Source organism: Streptomyces sp. NPDC017246 (assembly GCF_044331325.1).
Taxonomy (GTDB): domain Bacteria; phylum Actinomycetota; class Actinomycetes; order Streptomycetales; family Streptomycetaceae; genus Streptomyces.
In genome coordinates this window covers 1-18,507 of the sequence record NZ_JBIRMW010000034.1, presented here as the reverse complement: position 1 = coordinate 18,507, position 18,507 = coordinate 1, and the positions used below count along the sequence as shown (strand labels likewise).

Here is an 18,507-nt window from a genome sequence, read left to right as displayed (position 1 = left end):
GTTGATTTTTGGCACGCTGTTGAGTTCTCAAGGAACGGACGCTTCCTTTGTACTCACCCTCTCGGGCTTTCCTCCGGGCTTCCCTTCGGTATTTCTTGTTTCCGACTCTATCAGATCTTTCCGACCCGATTTCCTCGGTGCTTTCCGGTCCCCTTCGCTTTCGCTCCGGGCCCTTCCTGCGTTTCCGACTCTATCAGATCCTTTCGGCGTCTGATCCCCGGTCAGCGGGGTTTGTCTTTCCGGCTGTTGGGCCGTTCCGACGTCTCAAACTCTAGCGGATTTCCCCGGCATCTCATAATCGAGACTTTCGAAATGAATTTCGGCATGCCGAAATTCTTCCCGGTGGGGAGTTCGTGCTGAGTAGAGGTGCCGCTATCAGCGGCGGAGTGGTTGTCGAAGAACCGTTCCGGCTCCGTGACAACTCGGAGAACAGTACGCATCCGGCAGGGGCGTGTCAACCCCTCCTCAGGTGACCCGGGAGGACCTCAGTCGAGGTCCGTCAGACGGCCGCCGGCGTCGGGCTGGGTGAGCTCCACGCGGCGCAGCAGACGGATGAGGATCTCGCCGAGGACACCCTTCTCCTCCGTCGTGAGGTCCTGGAGGAGCTCCTCCTCGAAGTCCGTGGCCATCCGCATGGCCTCCAGCCACTTCGAGCGGCCCTCGTCGGTGAGCTCGACGATCACACGGACGCGGTTGTTCTCGTCGCGGTCGCGGGTGACCAGGCCCTCGCCCGCCATGCGGTCGATGCGATGGGTCATCGCGGCCGGGGTGAGGCCCAGCCGCTTGGCGAGCTCGCCGGGGCCCAGACGGTAGGGCTCGCCGGAGAGGACCAGGGTCTTGAGGACCTCCCACTCGGCGTTGCTGATGCCGAGGTCGGCGAGCTGGCGTCCGTACGCCACGTTCATCCGTCGGTTCAGCCGGCCGAGGGCGGAGACGACCTTCTCGACCTGCGGGTCGAGGTCGCGGAACTCGCGCTGGTAGGCGGCGATCTGCTCGTCGAGGCTCGGCTCCTGCGGAGCCTGCGGACCGGACCGCTCTGAGGTGTCGGACATGCGGCGAGTATCCCACGGGTCTCGTTGGCGTTGAAGTCCTTCGGTGTGTACTGTTAAGGATCGAACTTTAGCGTTGAAGTCTTCAAGGTTCAGGGCTACACCTCTGAACCTGCGATCGAAGTGGGTGAGTGTGACCAAGGCGAGGGGCGCAGCGATGCGCCGTATTCAGGCAGGCAGCGCGCTGAGCGCGTTCGGACTCGGCTTCACCGTGCCGTACCTCTATGTGTACGTGGCACAGGTGCGGGATCTGGGCGCGGCGACGGCGGGCATCGTCCTGGCCGTCTTCGCCATGGCCGCCCTCGTGGTGCTGCCCTTCAGCGGGCGGGCCATCGACCGGCGCGGGCCGGTGCCCGTGCTCCTGGTCGCCTCGGTCGTCGCCGCCGTGGGCGCTGTGGCGATGGGCTTCGCCTCCAGCGTGCCCGCGGCCGTGGGGGCCGCGGCGCTGCTCGGTGCGGGTACGGCGGTGCTCCAGCCGGCCCTCGCCACGATGATCGTCTGGTGCTCGACGCCCGTCGGCCGCACCCGGGCCTTCGCCACGCAGTTCTTCCTGCAGAACCTGGGTCTCGGTGTCGGTGGTCTGATCGGCGGGCTGCTGGTCGACACGAGCCGTCCGGGCAGCTTCATCCTGCTGTTCTCGATCGAGGCGGCGATGTTCCTGGTCCTGGCGTCGATCGTCGGGACCGTGCGGATGCCGGGCTCCCCCGCGTTCCAGGGCGCCCGTCCCTCCGGGGGCGGCAAGGGCGGCGGCGTCCGCGCGCTGCTCGGGCACAAGGCGATGGTGCAGCTCTGCGTCCTCGGCTTCGTCCTCTTCTTCGCCTGCTACGGACAGTTCGAGTCGGGTCTCGCCGCGTACGGCACCGAGGCCGCCGGGATCCAGCCCTCGACGCTCGGCCTCGCGCTGGCCGCCAACACGGCGGTGATCGTGGCCGCCCAGTTCCTGGTGCTGAAGTTCGTCGAGCGCCGCAAGCGGAGCCGGGTGATCGCGGCCGTCGGTCTGATCTGGACCGTGGCCTGGCTCATCGCCGGGTACGCGGGCCTCGGTCACGGCAGCCAGGCCATGGCCACGGCGGCCTTCGTCTCCACGTACGCCCTCTTCGGGCTCGGCGAGGCGATGCTGTCGCCGACCGTCGCGCCGCTGGTCGCCGATCTGGCGCCGGAGTCGATGGTCGGGCAGTACAACTCGGCCTTCGCGCTGGTCAAGCAGCTGGCACTGGCCGTCGGGCCGGCCGTGGGCGGGCCCATGGGGGCCGCGCTGCACGGTCCGTACATCGTGACCTTCGTGCTCTTCTCGCTCGGCATCACCTTCCTCGCCGTACGGCTCGGAAAGCAGCTGACCCCGGAGCAGAACCAGCCTTCGCTCGCCCTCAAGCCCTCGAAGGTGGTCGCACGGCACGAACCGGTCCGCGAGAGCGAGACCGCGTCCGCCTAGGCCGACCGGTCCGGCAGGGCGAACTCGCACCAGACCGCTTTGCCGCCGCCCGGTGTGCGGCGGCTCCCCCAGGACGAGGCGATCGTCGCGATGATCGAGATTCCGCGACCCGCCTCGTCCTCCGTCTCCGCCCTGCGGCGGCGCGGCAGATGGTCGTCCCCGTCCGTCACCTCGATGATCAGGCGGCGGTCGGTACGGCGCAGCCGCAGCCGCATGGGCGGGGTGCCGTGCTGGAGGGAGTTCGCCACGAGTTCGCTGGTGGCGAGGACGCCCAGGTCCCGCAGCTCGACCGGGAAGCGCCAGGACGACAGGACCCCGGAGGCGAAGGCACGCGCGCGGGGAGCGGCCTCCACCCCGCCGAGGAGTTCCAGCGCCGCGTTGTGGAAGAGCTCCGCGTCCGATCCCTTGCGGGAGGGGTGCTGGACGACCAGGACGGCCACGTCGTCGTCGTGCTCCGCGGTGACCCCCAGGGACCGGAGCAGCCGGTCGCAGACCACCTGCGGGGTACCGCTGGCACCGGAGAGCGCGCGGGCCAGGGCGGCGACGCCCTCGTCGATGTCCTCGCGGCGCCGCTCGACCAGGCCGTCGGTGTAGAGGACGGCGGTGGAGCCGGGCGGCAGGGCGATGGAGCCGGAGGTGTGCAGCCAGCCGCCGGTGCCGAGCGGCGGGCCCGTCGGGTCCTCGGCACGCCGGACGCTGCCGTCCTCGTCCCGTACGAGGATCGGGAGGTGGCCCGCGGAGGCGTAGACCAGCTTGCCCTCGTTGGGGTCGTGGATCGCGTACACACAGGTGGCGATCTGGCTGGCGTCGATCTCGGCGGCGAGGCCGTCGAGCAGCTGGAGCACCTCGTGCGGGGGCAGGTCCAGGCGCGCGTAGGCCCGGACGGCGGTGCGGAGCTGGCCCATGACGGCGGCGGCGCGCACGCCCCTGCCCATCACGTCCCCGATGACGAGCGCGGTGCGTCCCGCGCCGAGGGTGATCACGTCGTACCAGTCGCCGCCGACGGCCGCGTCGGTGCCGCCGGGCTGGTAGGTGGCGGCGATCCGCAGGTCGTCGGGCTGCTCCAGGTCCTGCGGGAGCAGGGAGCGCTGGAGGGTGACCGCGGTCTCGCGGTGCCGGCGCTCGCTGGCCCGCAGCCGCTCGGCCGCCTCGGCGTGGTCGGTGACGTCGGCGGCGTGGACGAGGACCCCGCCGCCGTCGAGGTGGGGGCTCTCCACGGGCAGGCACGTCACCGTGTAGGAGCCGCCGTCCTGGGTGCGGCGGGACTTGACCGTACGGGGCTTGCCGCTGCGCAGGACCTGGTCCATGAGCGGCAGCAGGCCGAGCTCCTCGGCCTCCGGGCAGGTGTCGGCGACGGCGGCGCCCGCGGGGCGGGGACCGAAGGCGGCGGCATAGGCGTCGTTGACGTACGCGATGCGGTGCTCCGGGCCGTACACGAGCGCGACCAGGCCGGGGAGACGGCCGAGCAGCTCCCGTACGGAGAAGTCCTCCAGGGCGGGGACGTCGGCGGTCTCGCCGGCGCCGGCCGCATCGGCCGCGTCGGCCGCGTCGTCGATGAGTCGCCCCAGCTGCTTCGCGTACTCACCGCGGGCGGCGGGCACGGAGCCTTCGGTCCCCCGCGCCGCGCGGCGCTGTGTGCCGGGGAGCCGGGCGCTCCAACGGGTGAAGTTCACGGATCTGTATGCCTCGTGGTGTCGGTGCCGTGCAGAGTCACGCTGTGCAGGTGTGAGCCCACCTATGGTCACACGTCCAGTGTGGACGAGTGCACTGACAGTGATGTCAGGACGACGGCTTGTCGCCGTGGTCGGGTGGCGGTGCGGCGGCGAGTTCGAATTCGGCGCGGGGGTGTTCCAGTGAGCCCAGGGAGACGATCTCTCGTTTGAACAGGCCGGACAGGGTCCACTCGGCGAGGACCCGGGCCTTGCGGTTGAAGGTGGGCACCCGGCTGAGGTGATAGGCGCGGTGCATGAACCAGGCCGGATATCCCTTGAGCTTCCGTCCGTAGACGTGGGCGACGCCCTTGTGGAGGCCGAGCGAGGCGACGGAGCCGACGTACGCGTGCGCGTACTCCTTGAGCGGCTGCCCGCGCAGGGAGGCCGCGATGTTCTCGGCGAGGACCTTGGCCTGGCGGACGGCGTGCTGCGCGTTGGGCGCGCACTCCCTGCCGGGCTCGTCCGAGGTCACGTCGGGGACCGCGGCGGCGTCACCGGCCGCCCAGGCGTGGTCGACCCCCTCGACGGCGAGCCGGGCCGTGCAGCGGAGCCGGCCGCGTTCGTTCAGCGGCAGGTCGGTCGCGGCGAGGACGGGGGCGGGCTTGACCCCGGCGGTCCAGACGACGGTCCTGGTGGGCAGCCGGGTGCCGTCGCTGAGGACGGCGACGCGGTCCTCGCAGGACTCCAGCCGGGTCTCCAGACGCACGTCGATGTTGCGGCCGCGCAGCTCGCGGATCGCGTACCGGCCCATCTCCGCGCCCACCTCGGGCAGGATCCGGTCCGAGGCCTCGACGAGGATCCATCGCAGGTCCTCGGGCTTGACGTTGTGGTAGTACCGCGACGTGTACCGGGCCATGTCCTCCAGCTCGGCGAGCGCCTCCACGCCCGCGTACCCCCCGCCGACGAAGACGAAGGTGAGGGCGGCGTCGCGGAGCGCGGGGTCGCGGGTCGAGGAGGCGATGTCCATCTGTTCGATGACGTGGTTGCGCAGGCCGATGGCCTCCTCGACGGTCTTGAAGCCGATGCCGTGGTCGAGCAGGCCGGGGACCGGAAGGGTGCGGGAGACCGAGCCCGCCGCGACGACCAGCTCGTCGTAGGTGAGGTCGACGGCGCCGGTGCCCTCCTCGGCGGTGGCGAGGGTCGCGAGGGTCGCGGTCCGCTTGGCGTGGTCGACGGACCGGACCTCGCCGATGACGATCCGGCAGTGGTCCAGGACCCGGCGGAGCGGCACGACGACATGGCGCGGGGAGATCGAGCCGGCGGCGGCCTCCGGCAGGAACGGCTGGTACGTCATGTACGGCTCGGGGGTGACCACCACGATCTCGGCCGCGCCGGCTCTCAGCTCGGCCCTGAGCTGCCGCTGGAGGCGCAGCGCGGTGTACATGCCGACGTAGCCACCGCCGACGACGAGAATGCGCGCAGGTTCGGTCACTGTCCCATGACGCACCGCCGTCCGTGGTTTGTCCACAGCCCCGACAAATTGTGTGACCGGAGGGGTACGGAGGCGTGGGGTGGCGCACCCGGGGCGCGCGGAGGAGACGGCGCAGGTCAGGGTGGGCGCGACGGGTCCGGCGGAGGGTCGGAATCGGGAGTGTTCCGGTCCTTGCTCCGATCGGGGGGCGCACCGTACGGAACTCCCCCTTCTGAATTGACCCGGACTCAACTATGTTCGTACTTCGTCGGGGTGTCGGATGGGAGCGCGTGGACCGAAGCGCTCGTCGACCGGGAGCCCCGTGTCAGGGCGGGGAGTCTCCGGGGGGAGACATCATGAGCGGGGGAACGCTTATGCATATTCAGGATTCACATTGGCAGACGGGCGCCGGAACGGCGACCGTGGACGACAGCCTCCACACGGGCGTCGGCGGCTCCGAGCGCCATGGCGCGTCGGTGGTCGGCGGTAGGTCCGCACCGCTGCGGGTGGACGCCCAGCGCAATCTGGAGCATGTCCTGCGCGCCGCGCGCGAGGTCTTCGGCGAGCTCGGCTACGGGGCCCCGATGGAGGACGTGGCACGCCGCGCCCGCGTCGGTGTCGGCACCGTCTACCGGCGCTTCCCGAGCAAGGACGTGCTGGTCAGGCGGATAGCCGAGGAGGAGACCTCCCGGCTGACCGAGCAGGCGCGGGCCGCGCTGGGCCAGGAGGACGAGCCGTGGTCGGCTCTCTCCCGGTTCCTGCGGACCTCGGTGGCCTCGGGCGCGGGCCGGCTCCTTCCGCCGCAGGTGCTGCGGGTGGGCGTGGACGACGTCACGGTGCTGCCTCTCGGCAGTGGCACGGACGACGCGGCGCGCGTGCCGTACCAGCGCGGTGTCGCCGAGCAGTCCGACGCACGCGTGGTCGCTCCGAGGGCCGTACCGGCCGACGAGCAGGACGACGCGGGTGCCGCGGAGCTGCTCGAGGTCGTCGGCCGGCTGGTCGACCGGGCGCGCGAGGCGGGTGAGCTGCGGACCGACGTGACCGTGGCGGACGTCCTCCTCGTCATCGCCACCGCCGCACCGGCCCTGCCGGACGCGGTGCAGCAGGCGGCGGCTTCGAGCCGACTCCTCGACATCCTCCTCGAAGGACTGCGCTCCCGGTAGGAGTTCCCCGCGCGGCGGCGTCCTCGTGGTCCGGGCGGACCAATGACCATGACACGAACGTGTGAGCGGTTACGCCCGGATACTCGAAGTCGCCCCGGACGAGTGGTAAGTGGACGCGGCGCTTCGGCGCGCCCGCGCTCTGTGGCAGGCTTGGCCGTTGTTCGGGTCTGAGCGTGCGTACGGGGGCTTCCGCGATGAGCGGTGACAGTCGGGACGAGCCACTGGACAACGGCCGCGCCCCGGAGACCGGGGGCCTTTCTTCCCGGCAGGTACCGAGCCAGGGCAGGCCCGGCGGTCTCTCCGGCGCGCCGGGGCAGGCCGAGCCGCTCGACGCGAGCGTGCCGCCGCAGCGCGGCGCGCACGCCGGACGGGCGGCGGGCACCGGAACCGGGACCGGGGCCGGGGCCGGAGCGGGCCAGGCCTTCGAGGAGTTCACCGACCGGGCCGGTTCCGGTACGGCATTCGAGGACGAGGAACCCGACACCGTCCTCCCGCCACCCGTCGAACTGCCGCCCTCCGACCCCGAACTCGTCCAGCTCATGCGGGAGGGCGACGACTCCGCGTACGAGGAGCTGTTCCGCCGCCACTCCGAGGCCGTGCGCCGGTACGCCAGGACCTGCTGCCGGGACGCGCACACCGCCGACGACCTGACCGCCGAGGTCTTCGCCCGCACCCTCCAGGCCGTCCGGGGCGGCGCAGGACCCGAACAGGCCGTACGCGCCTATCTGATGACCACCGTCCGCCGGGTCGCCGCGAACTGGGCCAGGACCCAGAAGCGGGAACACCTCGTCGAGGACTTCGCCGTCTTCGCGGCGGAGGCCGCCCGCGCCTCGGAGGTCTCCGACCAGACCGCCTCCTTCGGGGCGGGGCTCGACCTCGGCGCCGACGTCCTGGCCATGCACGAGGCCGAACAGTCGCTCGCCATGCAGGCCTTCCGCTCGCTGCCCGAGCGCTGGCAGGCCGTCCTCTGGCACACCACCGTCGAGGAGGAGTCCCCGAGCGAGGTCGCTCCGCTCTTCGGCCTGACCGCCAACGCCACCGCCGTGCTCGCCAGCCGCGCCCGCGAAGGCCTCAAGCAGGCCTACCTCCAGGCCCATGTCAGCCAGTCCCTGACCGCCGGAGGAGACTGCGCCCGGTACGCGGACCGGCTCGGCGCCTACGCGCGCGGCGGACTGCGGATGCGCGCCGAGCGCGGGCTCCGCAAACACCTGGAGGAGTGCGCCAAGTGCCGGCTCGCCGCCGGTGAACTGGCCCATGTCAACGCCGGGATCCCCGCGCTGCTGCCGGTCGCCGTCATCGGCTGGTTCGCCGCCGGATACTCGCTCAAGGCCGCCGGTGTCGTCGCCGGCGGCGCCGTCGGCGCGGGTGCGGCGGGCGCGGCGGCCGCCGCCTCGGGTTCCTCCGGGGGCGTGGCCTCCGGTGGCGCGGCCGCCGAGGGGCTCGGCGCGCCCGCGAAGGCCGGAATCGCCGCCGCCGTGGCCGTCGCCGCCGCCGCCGGACTCGTCTGGGCCATGGCCGGGGAACCGCAGCCCGTGGCCGCCCCGAAGCCCACGCAGCCCGTCGTCACCCCCGTCGTACCGGAGAAGCCGGCGCCTCCGCCGAAGCCGACGCCGACGCCCGTACCCCCGGCTCCGCCCGTACGGTCCGAGCCTCCGGCCCCCGCGCCGACGCCCACTCCGAGCCCCGAGAAGCCCTCGCCGAAGCCCACGCCGCCGCCGGTGCCGACACCGGAGCCGACACCGCCGCCGAAGCCCCGCCCGACGCCGACTCCCACGCCGACGCCGACGCCGAGCCCCGAGAAGCCCTCGTCGAAGCCGAAGCCGCCGCCCGAACCGCCGTCCGTCTACCAGGTCAACGAGCTGGAGTACGGGATCTTCGGCGACGGCACCAAGCCCGAGGTGGCGCTCTCCGACAGCAGCTGGATGTGGCAGCGAGACGGGCTCTCCGTCGGCGGCACCCCGTACGCGCACGGGGTGAGCGTCCACGCGCCGTCGTCCCTGCTCATCGACCTCAACCGGCAGTGCACGAGCTACGACGCGATCGTCGGTGTCGACGACCTGAGCGCCCTGCTCGGCGTCGGCGGCGTCCGCTTCTCCGTGTACGGGGACGAGGAGCGGCTCTGGCGCTCCGACGTGGTCCGGGCGGGCGACCCGCCGGTGCCGGTGCACGTCGACATCTCCGGCCGCCGCACGATCCGGCTCGTGGTGGAGGAGCACACCCCGTTCGGGCGGGCAGCGGTCGCCGACTGGGCGCAGTCGCGGATCAGCTGCGCCTGACGCTCCCGCCCTTCTGCGCGGACGAGTCGATGGTCGGGGCGGTGAGGGGCTCGACGGGCGACTCGGACGGGCACTCAGTGGGGGACTCCGTACGGGAACCCGTGAGGGACTCGGAAGGGGAACCCGTGAGGGACTCGATCAGGGACTCCGCCAGGGGCAGGACCTCGTCGACCTCCAGATCGGCACCCGCCTCACGGGCGGCGGCGAGGCCGGAGGCGCCGAGTGCGGCCAGCGCCCGGGCCGTCACGTCCTCGACCTCCCGCAGCCCCGGGACCGAGCGCGGCATGTCGTCGAGTTTGTTGTCGACGGCGCCCAGGATCCGTACGGCGAGCTCCGCCTCGCCCGCCTCCGACAGGGTGACCGCGAGGCCCTCCGTCAGTCCGATGATGATGAAGTCCGCACACAGCGCGTCCCGCGCGGTCCGCAGAGCGCCGGCGGCCGTCACGACGGCGGCGATGCCCGCGCCCTCCCGCGCCTCCACGCGCGCGGTGAGCCCGATCAGCACCGCTGCGAAGTGCGGCGGAGGCGCACCGGTGTCGACCGTCCGGCCCGCCACCTCCAGCTGCGCGCGGGCCTCGGCGACCTCGCCGCGGTACAGGGCGAGGGAGGCGCGCAGGAAGCAGACGTACACGCTGGTGTCGCGCACGTGGTAGATCTCCGCCTCCCGCGAGGCCTCGTCGAGACCCGCCTCGGCACTCTCCATGTCGCCCTCCCGGTAGGCGAGCTCCGCCAGGCGGGCGATGAGGAACGGGGACTCGGCGTGCGCGCCGACCTCGCGGGCCAGACCGAGCGCCTCCATGAACGCCTCGCCCGCCTCCTCGTGGCGGCCGCGCATCATATGGGCCTCTCCCGCCGCGCTCGCGATCTGGGCGCCCATCCAGCGGTCGCCGACGCGCCGGGCGAGGACCCGGAGTTCGGCCAGGTCCTCGTCGACGCCGGGCATGCCGCCGGGCATGTCGACGACCATGTGCGTACGGAACATGAGGCTGACGCCGACCTCCCACTCACCGCCGTGCCGACGGCAGTTGGCGACGGCCACGTCGAGGAGTCCGCGGATCACGACCGGTTCCTCGGTGAGGTACGCGGTGAACGGCCAGAGCAGGCCCGGGAAGCGGGCGGCCTCCGGCCCCGGCCGGTCACCGAACGCGCCCCGCACCCGCCGGACCAGCTCCATCATCTCGGGCTTCTGGTAGTCCCCCATCGTGTGGCTCTCGACCGCGAGGAAGAACTGCAGCATGCGCAGGTGCATCCGCGGCCAGTAGCGGGGGTCGGCGGGATCGGCCGGGTCGTCGCCGAGCACGATCGCGCGGTCGACCCAGGCCAGGCCCTCGGGGCGGTAGTTGCGCAGCCACCAGAACCAGCCCATGGCGAAGACGAGGCGATGGGCGGCGGCCTCGTCGGGGTCGTTGACCAGGGTGCGGTGCAGGGCGGCACGGATGTTGTCGAGGTCGCCCTCGATCCGCTCGATCCACGGCAGCTGCTCGCCCGAGCGGAGTTTCGGCTCGGCGGCCTCGGCGAGCGCCGTGAAATGGGCGTTGTGGGTGGCCTCGGCGGCGGCGAGGAGCGCCGGGGTCTCGGCGGCGCGCTCGGCCGCGTACTCGTGGATGGTCTCCAGGAGCCGGTAGCGCATCTCGCCGCCCTCGGTGGGGGTGGCGACGACGAGGGACTTGTCGACCAGGGCGCCGAGCGCGTCGGCGGCGCGCGGGGAGAGGGCCTCCGCCGCGGCGAGGTCCCAGCCGCCGGCGAAGACCGAGACCTGGCGGAGCAGGGTGCGCTCGTCGGGATCGAGCAGGTCCCAGGACCAGTCGACGACCGCGCGGAGGGTCTGCTGGCGGGGCAGCACCGTGCGGGAGCCGGAGGTGAGGAGCCGGAACCGGTCGTCGAGACGGTCGGCGATCTGGCGCGGGGTCAGCAGCCGGAGCCGGGCCGCGGCCAGTTCGATGGCGAGCGGCAGACCGTCGAGCCGCCGGCAGATCTCGTCGACGGTCGCGCCGTCCCGCGCGAGGTCGAAGGAGGGGCGTACGGCGCGGGCGCGCTCGGCGAAGAGGCGGTGCGCGGGGGCGCGGGGCAGCGGCTCGACGGGGCGGACCGATTCACCGGGGACGCCGAGGGGTTCGCGGCTGGTGGCGAGGACGCGGAGCCCCGGGCAGTGGGTGAGCAGGGTCTCGGCGAGGGCGGCGGCCGCGTCGATCACGTGCTCGCAGTTGTCGAGGACGAGCAGGAAGGGGCGGCGGGCGAGGTACTCGACGAGATGGGCGGTGGGGTCGTCCTTGAGGGGAGCGCCTTCGCGGGTGATCAGGTTGACCTCGCGGAGGCGGAGCGCGGAGAGGACGGCGCCGGGGACGGCCTCGGGGTCGTCGAGCGGGGCGAGTTCGGCGATCCAGGCGGCGGGGCCCGCGGCTTTGACCGCCGCCTCTTCGGCGAGGCGGGTCTTGCCGGACCCGCCGGGGCCGGTGAGCGTGACGAGCCGGGAGCGGCCCAGATCGGTGTGGAGCGCGGCGAGCTCGGGCTCACGGCCGACGAAGGAGGTGAGGCGGGGGCGGATGTTGCCGGGGGTGAGGGCAGGGGCAGGAGCAGGGGTGGAGGCGTTCCGGGTCGGGGTGTCCCCGGGTGGGGCGTGGGGGGTCCGGGTGGACGTCCGGGGGGCGAGTTCCGGCTCCGAACCGGCGTACGGGTCCGGCCGCTGTGCCGACCGCGAGGGCGCATGCGAGGGCGGCTGGGGTGACGGCCGCGGGCGGGCGCTCGTCGGTGGCCCCGCAGGGGTGCCCGGACGGGAAGGGGCCGGGGCCGGAGTCGGGACAGATGCCGGGGCAGGTGCCGGAGGCGGGCCCGCGAGGAGTTCCCGGTGGAGGGCGACGAGTTCGGGGCCCGGATCGGCACCGAGGGCGTCCGCGAGGGTACGGCGGGCCGACTCGTAGGCGGTGAGGGCGTCGGCGTGGCGGCCCTCGGCCCGCAGGGCGCGGATGAGATGGGCGCGGAAGGCCTCGTCGTACGGGTACGTGGTGGTGAGCTCGGTCAGCTCCGGTACGAGTCCGTCGGTGACGCCCCGCCGGAGATCGGCCTCGACGCGCTGCCGCAGCGCGGCGAGCCGCTGGGCCTCCGGCCGGACGCCCGCCGGATCGGGCAGGTCGGCGAGCGCGGGGCCCCGGAAGAGGCCGAGGGCTTCCCTGAGAAGGGCGGCGGCGGTGTCGGGGTCGTCGCGGTCGAGGCGGGTGCCCGCCTCCCTGACGCGGCGCTCGAACACGTACAGGTCGATGTCCTCGGGGACGGCGACGAGCCGGTAGCCGGGGCCGGGTGTGGAGGCGACGGCCTCCCTGCCGAGGATCCGGCGGAGACGGCCGACGAGGGCCTGGAGGGCGGCGGGGGCGTCCTGCGGCGGGGCGTCCCCGTAGACGTCGTCGGCGAGCTCCGTGACGGAGGCGGCCCGTCCGCCGCGCAGCGCGAGCGCGGCGAGGAGCGCCCGCAGCCGGGCTCCGCCGAGGGGAAGGGGGGTGCCGCTGGGGCCGAGGGCCTCGGTGGTGCCGAGAATGAGATACCGCACCGGCTCATTGTGTCCGCCGAGTCTGACGTACGCCTCGGGGTTTACCCGGGGATGACGCTCGCGGCCCGGCCGTCGGAACTCCGAGGTGCCGGCGGCGACCCGCTCGGCCGCCTCCGCCGCGGTCTCCACGGGTTCACCCGCCCTCACGCCTGAAGCGACCTCGTCGCGGGGATCAGTGGGCCCTGGACCGCGCGGTGGGCGCGGGGTTCCGTCGTGTTGGTCCAGCAGGAGCCCCGGCGGGCGAGGAGGCGGTGGAGCCAGAGTTCGGTGGAGACGAGGTCGGCGAGGCCGTCGAGGGGGACGGGGGCGCCGTCGGCCGCCGCGCGGAGGGCCTCGCGGACCACGCGGGCCTCGATCAGGCCCGCGTCGGCGAGGAGCGGGGCGTCGAAGAGGGCGATGAGGTGGGGGAGCGCGGCGCGCAGCCCCGCGCGCGCGGCGGCGGCCGGGACCGCCGGGTGGGGGGCGCCCCAGCCCGTCGGGAGGTCGTGGATGCCGGCGCCCGAGAGGACCGTGCGCAGCACGCCCGCGCGGGCGTCCGGCTGGACCCGGAGCGCTTCGGGGAGCTCGCGGCAGGCCCGTACCACCTGGTTGTCGAGGAAGGGGGCGTGCAGGCGCTGGCCGCGGATCTCGGCGGCCTGTTCCAGCACCCGGTGGTCGGCCGCCGCTCTCGCGAGGGCGGCACGCGCGCGTGCTTCCCCCGGGCGTTGGACGGAGGTCGGCAGGGTCGCCGCCCGGTTCAGACGAACCGATACTTCAGCGAGGGCCTCCCCCGTCAGCCAGCGCGCCGCCGGCCCCGGTCGCGACCAGGTGAGCGCCGAGAGGGACGCCTCCAGGGGGCCGAAGCCGTCCTGCGCCGTGCGGTTCGCCTCCAGCACCCGCTGGGCCGCCGCCTCCAGACCCGTCCGGTACGGGGTACGCGCCAGCTTCCGCGCCGCCCGGTACACGGTCAGCGGCACCAGGAGCGAGCCCGCCGACGGGCCCGACGCCTTGGCGAGCGCCGTCACGGGACGGACCAGGGAGCGGCGCCTGCGGTCCATCAGGAGGTCCGCGAGACGCGCCGGGTGGGCGTCCAGGACCTGCTTGGCACCCATGCCGGTGAAGTGGTCGGCGCTGCCGCCCGCGAACCGCCTCCGGTGACGTTCCGCGACGACGAGCGAGGGGCCCGGCTCGTCGGTGAGCGGCCCGTCGAGAGCGGCGTACGGGAGAGCGTCCTCGCCCGCCGCGACGACCACGTGGTGCAGGCGCGGGTCGGCCGCTATCTCCCCGGCCCGCTTGAGCTCGTCCGCACGGCCCGAGCCCGCGCGCGTGGCCAGGTCGTTGAAGGTGACGGCGAGCAGCCGCTCCCCCGCGCCCGTGCCGTGTCCGATGATCGTGCCCGGCACACCCGGGAGCCCCGCCGCGAGCAGAGCGAGCGTGCCGGAGGCGCTGCCGCCGGACAGGTCGGCGCCGATGCCGGGTGCCGGGCCCCCGCCCCTGGCCGCGCGCCGGTCGGCCGGGCCCATGCCGGGCACGGGGCCGGGATCGGGAAGCGGGGCCCCGGGTGCGTGCCGGGGGGCGGTGAGCCGGGCGCGTACGGCCCCGACCAGGGCGTCCTTGACCGCTTCGACGGCCTGCCGGGGATCGACCTGGGCCGCGGCGACCGCGAGCGAGGCCACCTGCTCGTACCCGGTGATCTCGCGCGCGCCCTCCCGCAGGATCAGCGCGTGCCCCGGCGGGACCCTTCGGACGCCCTCGTACGGGGTGGAGTCGCGCAGCGCCTCCGGGGTCTCCGGGCAGGCGAGGAGCGCGGCGAGATGGCCGATGTCGAGCTGGGCCTCGACGAGGTCCGCCAGGGGCAGGGCGGCGGTGGCGAAGGCGGTGCCGCCCTGCCACGGAGTGTGGAACACCGGCCGGGCGCCCGCGAGATCACCGGTGACGGTGACCCGGCGGCCGGCCTTGACGACCGCCGTGTAGCTGCCGGGCCAGGCCGTGAGATGCCGCAACGCGCCCCCGCGCGCGGTGAGCAGGCCGATCCTCAGTTCTTCGTCGCTCGCGGCGCAACAGCCGAGCACGGCGAGGCGGGTGTGGTCGTCGACGGCCACCACGCGCACCTCGTCCGGGCGCCAGTCGCCGACCGCCCACAGGGGATCGGGGTCGCCCCAGAGGAGTTGCGCGCCGACCGGCTGCACCGTGCGCCCCTCGGTGGCGGCGGCCCGGCCGGAGCCGGCGGGGTACGGATCTCCGTAGCCGCCGTCCGCCGGGCGGGTCGCTCCGTACCCGCCGCCCGTGGACGCCGAGGTGCCGTATCCGCCGGAGGCCGGGCCGTATCCGCCGCCGGTCGAGCCGTATCCGCCGGGGGCCGAAGCCGTCCCGTACGGGCCGCTCACCGACCCCGCCCGTGCCCCGGCCGTCGTTGCGAGGTTCGCGGCGACACTGCTCCAGCCCACCAGCCATCGCATCGGCGCCTCCACATCCGTTTCGGTGGGAGACATGCTGCCACGACAACGGCGCACGGGGCGGAGTCCGGGCGCACGCGCGCGAAAGCCGAATGCGCCCCTGGCATGGGCCAGTTGGACACCGGCGTCATTCGGCCAAATATCGACCCTCCCCGGCGGGGGTGGAAGGCGCCCGGGCACCCGCCCGCGCTCACCGCTCCTCACCCGCCACCGGCAGTCCGGGAGGCGCTCCCGCCTCCCGGCGCCGTCCGCCGCCCGCGGGGAATGGGGCGGCGGTATCCCCCAGCCCACCGGTCCGGGACAGTTCCCGGCCGAGCGGGCCGACCCACGCGCTACTCATGGAAGCGCTCTCGCGGCGGGCCCGAGAGAGCGCACGGCCGGGCGCACGGCCACACGGCGGGAGCACGAGAGCGGCCACCGGGCCCGCCCGTCGGCCTTTCACACAACAATCTCGCCATACGGAACACCGCCCCTTAACGGTAGGGATGCGGCGAACTACGCTGTGTTTACGAATGCCGCACGCCTATGCCCGGCGTCGTGGCGGCCGTCTGGGTTGTCGAGGGGTGGCGTCATGTCCAGGGAGCAACGCGGGCCGAACGAAAAGCTCGGCACGGTTCTCGCCCTCGCGGGAATCAGCAACGCCGGGCTCGCCCGGCGCGTCAACGACCTCGGTTCCCAACGAGGACTGACGCTTCGTTACGACAAGACCTCCGTCGCCCGATGGGTGTCGAAGGGCATGGTGCCGCAGGGCGCCGCCCCGCATCTGATCGCCGCCGCGATCGGGCAGAAGCTCGGCCGGCCCGTGCCCCTGCACGAGATCGGCCTCGCCGACGCCGACCCCGCGCCCGAGGTGGGACTCGCCTTCCCGCGCGACGTGGGCGAGGCCGTGCGCTCCGCCACCGACCTGTACCGGCTGGATCTCGCCGGGCGGCGGACCGGCGGCGGCATCTGGCAGTCACTCGCCGGATCCTTCGCCGTGAGCGCGTACGCGACGCCCGCGTCCCGCTGGCTGATAACCCCCGCCGATCCGTCGGTGGAGCGCGAGGCACCGGCCCCGGCGAGCGGCATCACCGCCGCCACCGACAGGGAGCACGCGCGCGTGGGCCACAGCGACGTCGCCAAACTCCGCGAGGCCGCCGAGGACGCGCGCCGCTGGGACTCCAAGTACGGCGGCGGGGACTGGCGTTCCTCCATGGTCCCCGAATGCTTACGCGTGGACGCGGCACCGCTGCTCCTCGCCTCCTACTCGGACGAGGTCGGCCGGGCCCTCTTCGGCGCGACCGCCGAGCTCACCCGGCTCGCCGGCTGGATGGCCTTCGACACCGGGCAGCAGGAGGCCGCCCAGCGCTACTACATCCAGGCCCTGCGGCTCGCCCGCGCCGCCGCCGACGTGCCCCTCGGCGGCTACGTCCTCGCCTCCATGTCCCTCCAGGCCACCTACCGCGGCTTCGCCGACGAGGGCGTCGACCTCGCCCAGGCCGCGCTCGAACGGAACCGGGGGCTCGCCACCGCCCGCACCATGTCCTTCTTCCGGCTCGTCGAGGCACGCGCCCACGCGAAGGCCGGGGACGGCGTCGCCGCCGCCGCCGCGCTCAAGTCCGCCGAGGGCTGGCTTGAGCGCTCCCGGGAGGGCGACGGCGACCCCACCTGGCTGGGCTTCTACTCGTACGACCGGTTCTGCGCCGACGCCGCCGAGTGCTACCGCGACCTGAAGGCGCCGCGCGAGGTGCGCCGCTTCACCGAGCAGGCGCTCTCCCGGCCCACGGAGGAGTTCGTCCGCTCGCACGGGCTGCGGCTCGTCGTCTCCGCCGTCGCCGAGCTGGAGTCCGGCAATCTGGACGCGGCCTGCGCGGCCGGCACGCGCGCGGTGGAGGTGGCGGGGCGGATCTCCTCGGCCCGGACGACGGAGTACGTACGGGATCTCCTGCACCGTCTCGAACCGTACGGGGACGAGCCGCGCGTCATGGAACTGCGGGAACGGGCGAGGCCGCTGCTCGTCGCCCCCGTGTGACCCGTGACGGCTCCCGACGGCCCACGGGCGTGACCTGCGTCTCGTGACGCCGCGCGAGGTTTCACGGGATTGTCAGTGGGCCAGTGCACTATCGGGGGTGGGAGGTGGCGCTGGTGTTTGACTGCGACGTGCTGGTGATCGGCGGCGGGATCGTCGGTCTGTCGACGGCGTACGCCCTGACGCGCGCCGCTCCCGGCACCCGGGTCACCGTCCTGGAGAAGGAGCACGCCCTCGCGCGCCACCAGACCGGGCGCAACAGCGGGGTGATCCACAGCGGGATCTACTACCGGCCCGGTTCGCTCAAGGCCCGGTTCGCGGTCGAGGGCGCGGCCGAAATGGTCAAGTTCTGCGCGGAATGGGGCATTCCGTACGAGGTGACGGGCAAGCTCGTCGTCGCCACCGCGCGCGAGGAGCTGCCCCGGCTGCACGCGCTCGTGCAGCGCGGCAGGGAGAACGGCATCCCGGTGCGCGAGCTCGGCCCCGCGCAGATCAGCGAGTACGAGCCACGGGTACGGGGCCTGGCGGCGATCCACGTCGGCACGACCGGCATCTGCGACTACGGGGCCGTGTCCGCCCGGCTCGCCGAGTCCTCCGGGGCCCGGATCCTGTACGGCGCGGAGGTCACCGTCGTCGACCGGCGGCCGTGGGGCGTCGCCGTGCGGACGGCGGACGGCCGGGTCGTGCGGGCGCGGGTCCTGGTCAACTGCGCGGGGCTGCACTGCGACCGGATCGCGCGGCTCGCGGGCGACGACCCGGGCATGCGGATCGTCCCCTTCCGGGGGGAGTACTACGAACTCGCCGACCCCTCGCTCGTACGGGGCCTGGTCTACCCGGTCCCCGACCCGGCGTTCCCCTTCCTCGGCGTGCACCTGACCCGGGGGATCGACGGCGGCGTCCACATCGGGCCCAACGCCGTCCCGGCCCTCGCACGCGAGGGATACGGCTGGTCCGTCGTCCGGCCCCGCGAACTGGCCGGCACGCTGGCCTGGCCCGGCTCCTGGGCCATCGCCCGGAAGCACTGGCGGTACGGGGCCGGTGAGCTGCGGCGGTCACTGTCGAAGCGGGCCTTCACCGAGGCGGTGCGGAGGCTGCTGCCCGTGGTGGAGGAGTCGGACCTGCGACGGGCCGCGCCGGGGGTGCGGGCGCAGGCGGTGCTGCGGGACGGGACGCTGGTCGACGACTTCCTGATCCGCGAGGCGGCGCGGACGGTCCATGTGCTGAACGCGCCCTCGCCCGCGGCTACGGCGTCCCTGCCGATCGGCCGCGAGGTGGCGGGTCGGGCGCTGGCCCTCCTGTAGACGCGAGGCCGCGCGGGCCGGGGACTCCGTTGTGGCCGGGCCCGGCGGGTGGGGGTGGGACGGGTCTCGGACGGCGGGGCGGGCGGGGGGCGCCGTAGAATCGGGGCATTGTGTCTGAGCAGCCAGAGAACACCGCGCAGCCCGTCGCCGAGTCCGTACAGCCCGTCACCCAGCGGGGC

10 protein-coding genes are annotated in these 18,507 nt (G+C 73.8%); 5 read left to right on the top strand and 5 right to left on the bottom strand.

Going from position 1 to position 18,507, the window contains the following annotated elements; genetic code table 11:
- Positions 1-485: 485 nt before the first annotated feature.
- Positions 486-1,052 carry a MarR family winged helix-turn-helix transcriptional regulator gene (locus ACH4MY_RS37940; protein ID WP_398009383.1) on the bottom strand — a complete coding sequence of 189 codons (567 nt, stop codon included), beginning with the start codon at positions 1,050-1,052 and terminating at the stop codon, positions 486-488.
- A gap of 154 nt (positions 1,053-1,206) precedes the next feature.
- Between ACH4MY_RS37940 and ACH4MY_RS37935 the strand changes: the two genes are divergently transcribed.
- Positions 1,207-2,481 (top strand): MFS transporter, encoded by a 1,275-nt coding sequence (locus ACH4MY_RS37935; RefSeq protein ID WP_398009382.1) that lies wholly within the window; start codon positions 1,207-1,209, stop codon positions 2,479-2,481.
- On the opposite strand, the gene ACH4MY_RS37930 is transcribed toward ACH4MY_RS37935, so the two are convergent.
- Positions 2,478-4,154 (bottom strand): SpoIIE family protein phosphatase, encoded by a 1,677-nt coding sequence (locus ACH4MY_RS37930; protein ID WP_398009380.1) that lies wholly within the window; start codon positions 4,152-4,154, stop codon positions 2,478-2,480. The genes ACH4MY_RS37935 and ACH4MY_RS37930 overlap by 4 nt on opposite strands.
- Before the next feature lie 106 nt (positions 4,155-4,260).
- Positions 4,261-5,625 carry an NAD(P)/FAD-dependent oxidoreductase gene (locus ACH4MY_RS37925; protein WP_398009378.1) on the bottom strand — a complete coding sequence of 455 codons (1,365 nt, stop codon included), beginning with the start codon at positions 5,623-5,625 and terminating at the stop codon, positions 4,261-4,263.
- Between the two features lie 335 nt (positions 5,626-5,960).
- Between ACH4MY_RS37925 and ACH4MY_RS37920 the strand changes: the two genes are divergently transcribed.
- Positions 5,961-6,767: a TetR/AcrR family transcriptional regulator gene (locus ACH4MY_RS37920; protein ID WP_398009376.1), complete on the top strand. Its 807-nt coding sequence runs from the start codon at positions 5,961-5,963 to the stop codon at positions 6,765-6,767.
- 194 nt (positions 6,768-6,961) lie between these two features.
- Entirely contained in the window at positions 6,962-9,043 is a 2,082-nt protein-coding gene (locus tag ACH4MY_RS37915; RefSeq protein ID WP_398009374.1) for a sigma-70 family RNA polymerase sigma factor, read from the top strand.
- Here the strand turns inward: ACH4MY_RS37915 and ACH4MY_RS37910 are convergent.
- Together ACH4MY_RS37910 and ACH4MY_RS37905 are read right to left on the bottom strand one after the other, a co-directional pair.
- The gene (locus ACH4MY_RS37910; RefSeq protein WP_398009372.1) at positions 9,030-12,584 is read right to left on the bottom strand and encodes an AfsR/SARP family transcriptional regulator; all 3,555 of its coding nucleotides are present in this window, start codon (positions 12,582-12,584) and stop codon (positions 9,030-9,032) included. The two genes, ACH4MY_RS37915 and ACH4MY_RS37910, sit on opposite strands and share 14 nt — an antisense overlap.
- A gap of 143 nt (positions 12,585-12,727) precedes the next feature.
- Entirely contained in the window at positions 12,728-15,022 is a 2,295-nt protein-coding gene (locus ACH4MY_RS37905) for an asparagine synthase-related protein (RefSeq protein ID WP_398009385.1), read from the bottom strand.
- Between the two features lie 568 nt (positions 15,023-15,590).
- Between ACH4MY_RS37905 and ACH4MY_RS37900 the strand changes: the two genes are divergently transcribed.
- Both ACH4MY_RS37900 and lhgO read left to right on the top strand, forming a co-directional pair.
- Entirely contained in the window at positions 15,591-17,030 is a 1,440-nt protein-coding gene (locus tag ACH4MY_RS37900) for an MFS transporter (protein WP_398009370.1), read from the top strand.
- A 113-nt stretch (positions 17,031-17,143) separates the two neighbouring features.
- A complete protein-coding gene (gene lhgO, locus ACH4MY_RS37895) occupies positions 17,144-18,328 on the top strand; it encodes an L-2-hydroxyglutarate oxidase (protein ID WP_398009368.1) in 1,185 nt (394 codons plus the stop codon).
- Positions 18,329-18,507 lie beyond the last annotated feature (179 nt).

Coding starts and splice junctions, on each gene's coding strand:
- ACH4MY_RS37900 (WP_398009370.1), top strand. CDS start 15,591: ATGTCCAGGGAGCAACGCGGGCCGAACGAAAAGCTCGGCACGGTTCTC.
- ACH4MY_RS37940 (WP_398009383.1), bottom strand. CDS start 1,052: ATGTCCGACACCTCAGAGCGGTCCGGTCCGCAGGCTCCGCAGGAGCCG.
- ACH4MY_RS37920 (WP_398009376.1), top strand. CDS start 5,961: ATGAGCGGGGGAACGCTTATGCATATTCAGGATTCACATTGGCAGACG.
- ACH4MY_RS37915 (WP_398009374.1), top strand. CDS start 6,962: ATGAGCGGTGACAGTCGGGACGAGCCACTGGACAACGGCCGCGCCCCG.
- ACH4MY_RS37935 (WP_398009382.1), top strand. CDS start 1,207: ATGCGCCGTATTCAGGCAGGCAGCGCGCTGAGCGCGTTCGGACTCGGC.
- ACH4MY_RS37905 (WP_398009385.1), bottom strand. CDS start 15,022: ATGCGATGGCTGGTGGGCTGGAGCAGTGTCGCCGCGAACCTCGCAACG.